General features: G+C 50.7%; 14 protein-coding genes. 7 read left to right on the top strand and 7 right to left on the bottom strand.

Annotated features, from left to right (window positions below; genetic code table 11):
- Positions 1 to 4: 4 nt before the first annotated feature.
- The 7 genes from brxL to I2E77_RS04090 all read left to right on the top strand — a co-directional run bounded on the left by brxL (position 5) and on the right by I2E77_RS04090 (position 4,927).
- Positions 5 to 1,456: a BREX system Lon protease-like protein BrxL gene (gene brxL, locus I2E77_RS04120; RefSeq protein WP_076944459.1), complete on the top strand. Its 1,452-nt coding sequence runs from the start codon at positions 5 to 7 to the stop codon at positions 1,454 to 1,456.
- On the top strand, positions 1,446 to 1,643 hold the full coding sequence (locus I2E77_RS04115) for a hypothetical protein (RefSeq protein ID WP_071430723.1): 198 nt from the start codon (positions 1,446 to 1,448) through the stop codon (positions 1,641 to 1,643). The genes brxL and I2E77_RS04115 overlap by 11 nt, the downstream gene beginning before the upstream one ends.
- 9 nt (positions 1,644 to 1,652) lie before the next feature.
- Positions 1,653 to 2,777 carry a cysteine desulfurase family protein gene (locus I2E77_RS04110; RefSeq protein ID WP_235821954.1) on the top strand — a complete coding sequence of 375 codons (1,125 nt, stop codon included), beginning with the start codon at positions 1,653 to 1,655 and terminating at the stop codon, positions 2,775 to 2,777.
- A 70-nt stretch (positions 2,778 to 2,847) separates the two neighbouring features.
- Positions 2,848 to 3,024: a hypothetical protein gene (locus I2E77_RS04105; RefSeq protein WP_172724600.1), complete on the top strand. Its 177-nt coding sequence runs from the start codon at positions 2,848 to 2,850 to the stop codon at positions 3,022 to 3,024.
- 2 nt (positions 3,025 to 3,026) lie between these two features.
- A complete protein-coding gene (locus I2E77_RS04100) occupies positions 3,027 to 3,686 on the top strand; it encodes an SIMPL domain-containing protein (RefSeq protein ID WP_083389885.1) in 660 nt (219 codons plus the stop codon).
- A gap of 20 nt (positions 3,687 to 3,706) precedes the next feature.
- Complete coding sequence (locus I2E77_RS04095) at positions 3,707 to 4,675, top strand: hypothetical protein (RefSeq protein ID WP_071430717.1); 969 nt, start codon at positions 3,707 to 3,709, stop codon at positions 4,673 to 4,675.
- 12 nt (positions 4,676 to 4,687) lie between these two features.
- Entirely contained in the window at positions 4,688 to 4,927 is a 240-nt protein-coding gene (locus tag I2E77_RS04090; protein WP_071430715.1) for a hypothetical protein, read from the top strand.
- Positions 4,928 to 5,165: 238 nt separating this feature from the next.
- On the opposite strand, the gene istB is transcribed toward I2E77_RS04090, so the two are convergent.
- The 7 genes from istB to I2E77_RS04055 all read right to left on the bottom strand — a co-directional run bounded on the left by istB (position 5,166) and on the right by I2E77_RS04055 (position 11,282).
- Positions 5,166 to 5,906, bottom strand: a complete 741-nt coding sequence (gene istB / locus I2E77_RS04085; RefSeq protein WP_195450679.1) for an IS21-like element helper ATPase IstB — start codon at positions 5,904 to 5,906, stop codon at positions 5,166 to 5,168.
- Between the two features lie 2 nt (positions 5,907 to 5,908).
- Positions 5,909 to 7,447 carry an IS21 family transposase gene (istA, locus tag I2E77_RS04080; RefSeq protein ID WP_195450678.1) on the bottom strand — a complete coding sequence of 513 codons (1,539 nt, stop codon included), beginning with the start codon at positions 7,445 to 7,447 and terminating at the stop codon, positions 5,909 to 5,911.
- Positions 7,448 to 7,589: 142 nt separating this feature from the next.
- Positions 7,590 to 7,796: a sporulation initiation factor Spo0A C-terminal domain-containing protein gene (locus I2E77_RS04075; protein ID WP_195450677.1), complete on the bottom strand. Its 207-nt coding sequence runs from the start codon at positions 7,794 to 7,796 to the stop codon at positions 7,590 to 7,592.
- A 131-nt stretch (positions 7,797 to 7,927) separates the two neighbouring features.
- A complete protein-coding gene (locus tag I2E77_RS04070) occupies positions 7,928 to 8,245 on the bottom strand; it encodes a helix-turn-helix domain-containing protein (RefSeq protein WP_071430711.1) in 318 nt (105 codons plus the stop codon).
- 435 nt (positions 8,246 to 8,680) lie between these two features.
- A complete protein-coding gene (locus tag I2E77_RS04065) occupies positions 8,681 to 9,103 on the bottom strand; it encodes a hypothetical protein (protein ID WP_087233705.1) in 423 nt (140 codons plus the stop codon).
- A gap of 14 nt (positions 9,104 to 9,117) precedes the next feature.
- On the bottom strand, positions 9,118 to 9,777 hold the full coding sequence (locus I2E77_RS04060) for an endonuclease/exonuclease/phosphatase family protein (RefSeq protein ID WP_071430708.1): 660 nt from the start codon (positions 9,775 to 9,777) through the stop codon (positions 9,118 to 9,120).
- On the bottom strand, positions 9,774 to 11,282 hold the full coding sequence (locus I2E77_RS04055) for a Y-family DNA polymerase (RefSeq protein WP_087233708.1): 1,509 nt from the start codon (positions 11,280 to 11,282) through the stop codon (positions 9,774 to 9,776). Before I2E77_RS04055 ends, I2E77_RS04060 begins: the two co-directional genes overlap by 4 nt.
- Positions 11,283 to 11,296: the final 14 nt, after the last annotated feature.

Here is an 11,296-nt window from a genome sequence, read left to right as displayed (position 1 = left end):
ACTCGTGACCGAAAAACTTCGGGATTGTTTCGATGAAATGGTCGTCTACAAGGATTTGAAGAAAAGCAACTTCTTTTCTGCGTTAGGTCTGCCATCGTTTTTGAGAGACTGGCTGCTCAAAAAGTTTGCTGATGATGAAGGTAATCTGGACATAGACGAACTTACGGATTTTATCCGCACCTATCTTCCGAATAAAGAAGAATGGGTCAGAATCAAAGATAGAATCATTAACGATAACGAGCGTGTCAAACTCCTGACCAAGATTTCTGTCGATATAAGCATAAAAACCGGAGAAATCACCTTTTCATTGCCCGACTTCGGTTTGACAAATAAAGAAACCATGATTGATGTGTCTACATGGGATCAGTATCGTGGAGAGCTTATCAGTGGGCAGGAGGTCTGGGGTGTGGTCGAGCTCGGCTATCGACCCCCGGATGACACTGCGAAGCCTAAAATTCCAGGGAAAATTCGCCTTACTGGATTTACAAATTTCTGCCCTTATACTATTGACCTTGATTATTACAAGGATGTTCGGAATGAATTTACAACTTCCGAGTGGATTGATGTGCTGTTAGGGGCCATAGATTACAATGCGGGCGGGTATGAAAGTGAGGAACAAAAGCTTTCCATGCTGACACGCATTCTTCCCTTTGTGGAGAAACGCCTCAATCTGATAGAGCTTGCACCCAAAGGAACTGGCAAGTCCTATGTATTTGGCCATGTGAGTAAATATGGTCTTCTAACAGATGGCGGAAAGGTAACTCGGGCAAAAATGTTTTATGATACCGCTCGGAAGACTCCCGGCTTTGTTACCGGCCACGACTTTATCGCAATAGATGAGGTAAAGTTGGTGCAGTTTGGCGATGTGAACGAAATGCGCTCTATCATGCAGGGATATATGGAGTATGGACAGTTTAACATCGGTGGCTACGAGGGGAAATCTGATGCAGGCATCATCTTCCTGGGTAACATCGCACAGGATAATATGGATGAGTGGCAGAATATGTTCTCCGAGCTGCCCTCACTATTTCAAGAAAGTGCATTGGTAGACCGAATCCATGGTTTCATCAAGGGTTGGGATATACCAAGAATGAATGATGATTTGAAGCTGTCCGGCTGGGCGTTAAATTCAGAATACTTCTGCACCATTTTGCACGAGCTTCGCAATGATGTGAGTTATAGAGCGATTGTTGATCAAATTATTGATGTTCCTGATAGGGCAGATACCCGTGACACGGAGGCCGTAAAGCGCATTGCAACAGCATATTTGAAGCTGTTGTTCCCGAATGTGCGGAGCGCACGGGACATCAATCCAAAGGGATTCCAGCAATATTGCCTTCGTCCTGCTGTCCGTATGCGTAAAATCATCAAACGGCAGCTTGGGATTCTCGATGTGGAGTTCAAGGGTAAGGATGTGCCTTCTTTCTCGCTGAAGGAGATTCCTTATGAAAATTGATTGTATCATCTGCGGTAAAAATAATCTTAACAAGAACACCATCGGTATTAACAAAAAACTATTGGGCGAAGACATGGAGAATTTCTACTGTATGGATTGCCTTGCCGAATATCTTGGGTGTACTGTTGAGGAATTGCTTGATAAAATCGAGGAGTTCAAAGAGGAAGGCTGTAAATTATTTGAATGAGGTGGGATTGTGAAGCGTTTTATCTATGCGGATAATGCAGCCACAACACAACTGGATATTGATGCGTTTGAGGCGATGCAACCATATCTTTTAGAAGAATACGGAAACGCTTCGCAGCCCTATTCATTTGCGAGAGCGCCCAAAAAAGCTCTGCGGGAATCGAGGGAAATCATTGCCCAGTGTATTGGCGCTCAACCTGACGAAATATTTTTCACTTCAGGTGGTACGGAAAGCAACAACTGGGCAATAAAGGGAACTGCATTTCTCGACCCGGAAAAACACGGATTTATAACATCAGCCATTGAGCACCATGCGATTTTGCGTCCGTGCGCTGATATTGAAAGAATGGGCTATCCCGTTTTTTATCTGCCGGTAGATTCTACCGGCAAAGTAAATACCGCAACGCTGTCAGAACACATTGCACCGGATACTCGGCTGGTTTCTATTATGGCCGCCAACAACGAGATAGGCTCCATTCAGGACATTCCAGCGTTAGCTGCCATTGCTCATTCCGTTGGCGCAATGTTTCATACCGATGCTGTTCAGGCGGTTGGACATATCAAAATAGATGTGAACGATCTTGGTGTAGATATGCTTTCTGCTTCCGCCCACAAATTCCATGGTCCCAAAGGTATCGGCTTCCTGTATGTCCGAAAAGGGACGCCGCTGGCTCCATACGCAAGTGGCGGCAGTCAGGAAAACCACATGAGGGCGGGCACAGAGAATATCGCATCTATTGTAGGTATGGCGGCTGCATTAAAAAAATGTGTAGATGGACTGAAAGATACAGCGGAGCATTTAACTCGGCTGGAAACCAAACTAATCATGGGCTTGTCAGATGCGAATGTACGATTTTCCAGAAATGGGAGCGCAGCACATATCCCCGGGAACATCAGTCTCTCTTTCCCCGGCTACAGTGGTGAAGCCCTCTTGCACCGATTGGATTTGATGGGAATCTGTGTCTCTACTGGTTCAGCCTGCAATAGCAGAGAAACACAAATATCCCATGTGTTGCAGGCGATTAAACTGGAGCCAGAACTGGCAAAGGGAACAATACGATTGTCGTTAGGAAAGAACAATACAGAAGGCGATATCGACGAAATCGTTGATGCACTTTTGCGAATTTTGAAGTAGAGCTTCTATTGAATACGATAACAATCATCAGCACTTGCTGGATGTGATGAAGTCCCTGTAAGGTGGTGTCATGATGAGCGAAGAACAACCCCTGATTGATTTTAGCCAAATCCCAGAATATGAAATGAAAGCCCTCTGCCGTACACTGCTGCAATCTTGCAGGGAGTTCTATTCCGACCCCAAGAATGTTGAGAAATTTGAACGGTGGAAAGCAGAGCGTGACAAGGAAAACAGAAAAGAGGTGTGATGATGTCAAGGACGATAACCGTAAAAGGAGTTGGCAGAGTCTCCACTCCGCCGGATTACATCGTCATCTCCATGAGCCTTGAAGCGCAGGATACGAACTACGAAAAAGCGATGGAACAGGCCGCACTCCAGATTGACTATCTAAACAAGGCGCTGGAATCTGTCGGATTTAAGAAGAAGTCTGTAAAAACCGTGAATTTCAATGTTCGCACAGACTATGAACGAGTAAAAGACAGAAACGGCAACTATAAAAGCGTATTCAACGGATATATCTGCAATCACCGGCTCAAAGTTGAATTTGATTTCGACACAAGGCGGCTGGCGCAGTCCCTTTCCGCAATCTCAAAATGTCTTGCCAAACCAGAGCTGTCCATCGCCTTCACAGTAAAAGACCCGTCTGCGGTCAACAAGAAGCTTTTGAAATCCGCAACGATCAACGCACGGGAAAAAGCGGAAATTCTTTGCGAAGCCTCGAATGTGGCGCTGGGAGATCTGCTCGCCATCGACTATAATTGGGGCGAACTCAATGTTGTCTCACGCACTGAATATATGCTTGATGAAAAGTGCTTGGCGATGCCGATGGGAGCCATGGCCGATATGGACATCGAACCGGATGACATTGATGTAAGCGACACAGCCACTTTCGTCTGGGAGATTCGATAATCAGAATGTGAGGTGCGGAAATGACTTGGGATGAATATTACGAAAAGTTCTATGACTGGGCGACGAGTACACAGATTCGACGGCTTTCCGCCCTCACCTCCTATGGCTCCCCGGCTGAAGTCACCGAAGTAGCTATGGAATTGTGTGATGAAAAGGCCGCAAGTCGGCTGATAAACAGAGCCTTGGATGCCGGTGTCACCTTTCAAGTCGAGAATATTGAGGATTTGAATTGCTGCGTGGATACAGCGACGATGAAGCGTGTCGTTTCCTCCGTCCAAGGAACACTTTCCGATGAAGCGTTGGATACCCTCACCGGCTGCATGGATGATGAAGTATTCCAGACACTTCTGAAAAAGGCTACGAGCGACCAATATGCACCGGCAACGATTATGGAGTTGGTTGACTGCGCAGATGAAGAGACCTTCAAAACGATGGTAATGAAAGTCACGGGATGCTTTGACGCTGAGCAGCTTGATATTTTGAGGGATTATCTTGACCAGGCAACTATCGAGACTCTGATTGAGAAATCGTTACAGGGCAAGGTGCGGTTCGCTCCGCAGCAAATCATGGAGTGGCTCGATTTTGGAATTTCGGAATCCCTCATTGAAAAAATGTCGCTGACCGCCCAAGGGACATTTGATGCCAATCAAGCTGAGGAGTTGTATGATGTACTCCCAGACGATACATATTTGAAGATTGCGAAAAAGCATCATCTGGAACTTCACAATGAGCCCATCTACGAGGACATATCTTATCAGGAATCCGCAGCACCTCGATTGGGCTTTTGGGGAACGCTATTCGCTGCGATTGCCGGAATCAATGCAGTTTCCCGGCACAGCGAACGACACCAGCATAACGGACATTGTAACGGGGACTGCGCCAACTGCCCTCCCCACTATGGGTATCGCTATGGACGATGGTACTATGGCCACGGTCATCAATACGGCTGCGAGTTTGGAGGTAACAAAGGCGATGGCAGCATGGATTGATGAGGTGCATTGATGTTTGGAAAAAAGAAAAAGGCTCCTGCGCCGGCCTTCGATGTGACGCAAAAGCTGAAGAAAACCTGGTATGGCGGCAAGAAACGGATTCCTACCACAAAGGCGGAACAGCGCAAGATGAAGGAGGCAATCCTGAAGGTTTATCCCGAGGCGATTGTCATAGATGATAATGCAAAGCGGCAAAGGGAACTGGATTGGATAGATCGAATTAAGGAATACGATGCCTTGTTCAATGACTAAGGCTATAAAGCCACCGAGAAGATAGCAGAGGGAAACCCGCTACAACATGGTCAGAGCATCCAATTTAATGTAATGATCCGTTTTTATCCAGCATCATTGCCACCTTGCATACGCCGCTCAAAAAGTGCAGCTTGACCGCAGATGATGGTGCATCACCTCCGCTTAAATGGTGCACCAATTCCGCCGAAATGGTGCATGGCGGCCGCAGGCGTGGTGCACGGGGCCGCCATGCGGGGAATCACTCGGGAATGCCCTTGCGCTTGCGCATGGACTCGCCCTCAATCTGGATGGTATAGGCGTTGTAGATGATCCGGTCACAGATGGCATCGGCGAGAGTCGGATCGTACAGGTTCTCGTGCCACTCGCTGGTGTCGTACTGGGAGCAGAAGATAGTGGAGGCCACCTTGTTTCTTGCCTCTACCAGTTCCAGCACATCCCGGGCCTCGGCCTCCTTGAGGGGATAGAGCAGCCACTCATCCAGGATGAGCAGTTTCTCTTTCCTGAGCTTTTTCATATAGTCCCGGTAGGTTCCGTTGGCCCGGGCCACAGAGATCTCCACCAGCAGATCGGGCAGGCGAATATACCGCACGGAATAGAAACTGCGGCTGGCAGCCATGCCAAGGGCGCAGGCCAGATAGGTCTTTCCGGCCCCAGTGGCTCCCAGAACGATGACATTGTGTGCTTCCTGGAGGTAGGTGCAGGAGGCCAGGCGCAGGATCTGCTCCCGATCCAGCCTTCGTTCCGGGTGATACTCAATATTCTCGACGCAGGCAGCAGGATCTGCGTAACCGGCGTTGCGGATGAGCCGGGTCAGGCGGTTGCTTTTCCGGGCGCTCCACTCCGCATCCACCAACATGGCAAACCGATCCTCAAAGGAAACGGTCTGGAATTGGCTGTCCTGCAGCTGGGTTGAAAAGGCTTCTGCCATGACGCCCAAGTGCATCTCCTGCAGCTTACGTACGGTTTCATTGCTCAGCATGGTCATTCCCCCCTCTTGTAGTAGCCGGCGCCTCGGGTAAACTTATGGGCTTTGGGCGCTTCCGGTTTGGGTAGAGCATCCTCATCCAGCAGCTTGTCCTGTCCGGATTTCAGGATGGACTGGACGCTTTTCAGGCTGGGGGAAGATGTGTAAGAGAGGGCTTTCCGACAGGCGTTCTCCAGCCGCTGCGGGGAATAGCGCTCTGCCAGTTTCAGCAGGGCCATACAGGACTTGTAACCCTGCTGCTCTATCTTGTGGGCAGAGAGGAAAAGCCGCACCACGGCAGCGGTGTGCTGGCCAATCTGCTCCGCCCAGCGGATGAAACGCTCACCATTCCATTGCAGGTAGGCCTGGTGGTCCGGCGGCATATGGTCCTCCACCGTGCTGTACTGGTTGGGACGGCCATGAAGCCGCAGATGAGAGGCGATACGGGTGCCAGAGAAGAAAATTTCTACTGTGGTCCGGGTAAGGCGCACATCCACCTGCTGCTTGATGTACTCATACGGCACGGAGTAGTTCATGCGCTCCACACTGATGTGGTAGTTATACTGGACGGTTGCCACTTTCCAGACTGCCAGCTCGAAAGGAGCTGCCGGCAGCGGCTGCAGAAAGAGCTGCTCCTCGGCAAAACAGGATGCCCGGCTGCCTTCTCGTTTCTGAAATGGCTTGTGGTTGAAGATTTCCAGCTTCTCACGGATTGCTTGATTCAGTTCCACAAGGGACAGAAACTGGCGGTTGCGCAGAGCAGCCAGGATCCAGGTAGAGACCACGCCGACGGAGCCCTCCACAAAGGCCTTGTCCTTGGGACTGCGGGGCCGGGCGGGGAGAATGGCGGTGCCGTAGTGCTCCGCCATCTCCTGGTAGGACTTGTTGAGCACAGTCTCTGTACGGGAGTTCTTGACAATACCGGTCTTGAGGTTGTCCGGCGTGAGGATGCGGGTGACGCCGCCGAAATACCGGTAGGCGTTGACATGGCCGGTAATCCAGGATTCCTGCTTCATGCCCAGGAAAGCCTCTGTGTAGGCGTAGCCGCTGTATGGCAGCACCGCCACAAACAGGTAGGTCTCCAGCCGTTCCCCTGAGTCTGTGTCCACCAGAGCCACTGTCTGGCCCGCCCAGTCTACCTGCATGGTCTCGCCGGGCTTGTGTTCCAGGTGCATGGTGGCTTTAGTTTTGTGGACATAGTCCGCGTAATACTTGTTGAACTGAGTGGACTTGTAGGGCAGCTCGCCGTTCTGACGGCACTGCTCGCAGTATTCCACCCACAGCAGGCTCAGGGTGACACCGCTCTTCTGCATTTCACGGTGTACCCATTCGTAGTCCGGCATTTTGTAAACAGGCCCCTTTGACTCGGCTGGAAATAGCCACTGGGAAACTTCCTGCTGCGACATGGACTGCGCTTGCTGCCAGCCAAGCTGCTGCTCCCGAGCCCGGGCTAATGTGCGTGTGACCGTGTTGCGGCCGCAGCCAACGGCATCCGCAATTTCTTGGTGTGTGAGTCCCAGCCTTTTCAGCCGGAGGATCTCTTTGTGATTGACCATGGTAAGGCCTCCTAAATTGAATTTGCATCTGACGATGCTAAACTCATTTTAGTGGCCATCCTGTCAATGCACCATAGATGCGGTGACCACGCACCATTTCAGCGGTCTGGGTGCACCATTCGTGCGGTCTAAGGGCACCGTTTCAGGCGGCGTATTCAACCTGAAAGATGAACTCTTCCGGTGTCGGTCTGTCGCTTTTGAATGACATCATATCCCATAACTTTTGCGCCTCCTTGTCATGGTGATCGTAAGCATGATCAATAGCCAACTGCATTTCACGGAGTACATTTTCTGGCGTGGTTCCGTTCTCCCTGGCAATTTTCGCAATAATCTCTTCAAAGTTTTTCATGGATATTCCTCCGTCTTTAGACTTTTCTCTTGTTCTTTGGCGCAAGTATAACATCATAAGAATGTCGAAATCACTCACATTTTGACAGAGGAAAAAGAAAAAGCGTGGAAGAGCCGAAAGCTCTTCCACACTCATCTATCTACCAATACAGACACTACTTTTAAGACCCGCATCCTTTCTTCGTGAGGGAGCGCCTCGATGGCGGCAGAAAGCTCCGAAGCAACTCCGGCAGTCGCTCGATCCACCACATCCACCAGAAGGTCATCCGCAGATACGCCAAGCACATTTGCAATCGCTACGAAAGTGTCCATCCTCGGAATCTTGGTTCCGCGTTCAATCACGCTCACATGGGTCGGGCTAATGTCAATGCAGGCGGCAAGATCTTCTTGTGTCATGTTCTTTTTCTCCCTTGCAGCCTTGATTCTTTGTCCAACTGCTCTTGCATCCATCCTGCCACCGCCTCCTTTAGAACTCGCTTTTGTTCTAAAGAATAGTATAGTGGTGATGGCCTGATTCATACAGAATCCAAAGAACGAGGTATAATTCTAAAGAACTGTTTACGCGGATAACTTTCAGCAAAGATAGAAAAATCGAGTATCAGGTAAGGCAGTATTGATTGACTGCGCTTTTGATAGCACGCACCAATCAATCGTTTTTTTCAATCTGCATCCAGCGGCGCACTGACTCGAACAGTGCAGATGGCTTCACGCAAGACCTCATGGTCGAGCTGTCCTGGCGCTGCCGCAGTAATAGTTTACAACACGATCCGCCCCGATGCCCGAATGCCTTGTAGTCTCCACCGCATCGATACTGGTGCCAAAGAACAGAAATTCCCAGCCATATAGGAGGACTCTTCTTCGGTTTGGTCGCAGGGAAAGCAGTAATCACAAAATTCCTCGAAAGCATTCACTCTCGATATCGGCGATCTCATCCAGTGGGATTTTCGTCCCATCGGTCAGAACAAATACTCGCTCATAATAGTCAATCCGTTTCAGACTGCCGGTGTGGGATGTATAGGAGCCTCCGGCCTTCCTCTCATCCGGGACGAAGTAGGTAATGGTGATCTCCGGTCGGTCTGCTATGATGTCCTGAAGGTACTGCTGTTTCCGGTCCAGCTCCTCCCGCACTTCCTCCCCAATCTCCACTTTTGTATCTGTCAGCCGTCCGGTTTCCTGGATGGCATCCTCGTAGCCGGTGAGAGCGGCGAAGGGGGAAAACTGTGCCGCTCTGTCCAGCATGGACATCTGCGGCCTTGTTTTGGAGACATGATGGGGCAGATGGATGATGTCATCATACTGTGTTTTCATGATTTTTGCCCCCCTCAAAAGGTGACCACAATTCCCTTGTGGTCGGATAAACGCTTGTCCACATTCCATTCTTCCAGAACTGGCCGTTTGGTGGTAACCATACTGCTTGACACGGCAATGTGGTCAATGCACTCTGTCTGTCTTTCGGTCAAAAGGGTCAATCCTGTATCACGAAACAAATCCAGAAGCGTTGTCCTTGCGGCCTGTGTGAAACAGTAGTTATCCGAGAAGGAGCAGTTAAAATCTCCGCAGACACATATCCCATCGCCCAATTCGGACAGGCGGCGAATGTCATCACACTGCCGGTGCAGTTGTTCCATGAAGGAAGAATGACGATTGCCCAGCGTACCTATGATTGTCCCATACACCAGCAGATTCCCTTTTTCCGTCTTTAGCTCAGCACAGAGGGCGGTACGCGAATCATAGGTTTGATGCAGCCGAACAACGGGATAGTTGGTGTAAAGCGAGACGCGATTTTCTGTGACGGCATAGGGAATGGTCTTATCTCCCATCAATGATGTGGTCTCGCAGCAGAAGGCATAATCGGGATGCAGCCGCTTGTCTGTCTCGGTCAGCACAAGGATGTCGGCATGGATGCCATCACATAAGCCTTGTATCTGGTCGAGCTGTTTTTTGTGCCTGAGCCGCTCCACATTCCATGTGGCAATTTTCACGCCCTATGCCCTCCAATCTGCCCGTTCCTGTCCTTGGCCGTTGCCCCTTCTTCCAAATTCATTCCCCGGAGGATCGCATTCTTGCCGAACTTCTTCTTGATGGTCAGCATAGCCGTCTGCATTTTCTGCTCCCGCTCCAATTCCTGCTTTTCCCGTTCCTGCTGCGCCTGTTGTGCGGCATAGTCGGTAAACAGGTCGAGCTGTTCAAAGCCCCCGTTTTTCACCGGCGCAGACTCTTTCGGAAGGACATGGTTCGCCACCACATTCAGCCTTCGGATGAGAAGGTTTTTGCCTACAATGCAATCAAACAACTCTGCCGCAGCGCACATTATTTTGCGTGTAGATGATGTGTGTCCGTCCAGATTGATGGTGCCATGGGCGTGTTTGGGGATCTGGCGTCCGTAATGATCCTTCACAACCGCACCGTGGTACTTTGCTTTTCTGGCCGGGTCGGTGAGGTTTTCGATGTCATAGCCCACCGTCACCACCAGCTGATCGGTGACAAGCCCCTTGTCCACCAGATCCAGCGAGAGCATATCGGCCATCTCCCGCAGGACAAGCCGTGCCTTCTCCGCATTGTAGGGACAGTGAAGCACCTGCCCGGAGCCTAAGCTGTTGGAGCTTGGCCTGTATGCCTTGATCGCCTCAATGGTGGTCGGCTCCCAGCCCCACGCATGGTCGATGAGCAACTCCGCATTTTTCCCAAAGAGTTGATACAGTAGGTCCTCGTTGCGCTCGGACATCCGCGCCACATCGCCCATGGTGAACATCCCATGCTCTTCCAGCTTCTTTGCATAGCCACGGCCTACCCGCCAGAAGTCGGTGAGAGGCTGATGCGACCACATGGTCTGCCGGTAGGTCATCTCGTCCAGCTGGGCGATGCGTACCCCGTTTTCATCCGCTGGGATATGCTTCGCCACAATATCCATGGCCACCTTACAGAGAAAGAGGTTGGTGCCGATCCCCGCCGTGGCCGTGATGCCTGTTGTCTCAATGACATCCAGTATGATCTTCATGGCAAGGTCATGGGCAGACAGCTTGTAGGTATTCAGGTAGTCGGTCACATCCATGAATACCTCGTCGATGGAGTAGACCACGATGTCCTCCGGGGCGATGTATTTCAGGTAGACCTCGTAGATCTTTGTGCTGTATTCCATGTAGTAGGCCATGCGGGGCGGGGCGATGATGAAGTCGATTTCCAGCTTCGGGTTTTGTTGCAGCTCAGAGATGAAGTGTGACTTGCCCTCCAGCACTCTGCCCGGAGCGTCGTGCCGCCGTCCGGCGTTGGCCTCCCTGACCCGCTGCCTGACCTCAAAGAGCCGCCCCCGGCCGGAAATGCCATAGCTTTTGAGGCTTGGGGTGACGGCAAGGCAGATGGTCTTGTCAGTGCGGCTTTCATCCGCCACAACAAGATTGGTGTCCATGGGGTCAAGCCCGCGCTCCCGGCATTCCACCGAAGCGTAGAAACTCTTGAGGTCGATTGCGATGTAAGTGCGCTGCTTCATGCTTCGGTACGCCT

This window comes from Anaeromassilibacillus sp. 1001302B_160321_C8, from assembly GCF_015554745.1.
GTDB lineage: Bacteria > Bacillota > Clostridia > Oscillospirales > Acutalibacteraceae > Anaeromassilibacillus > Anaeromassilibacillus stercoravium.
This window is presented reverse-complemented; position numbering and strand designations above follow the sequence as displayed.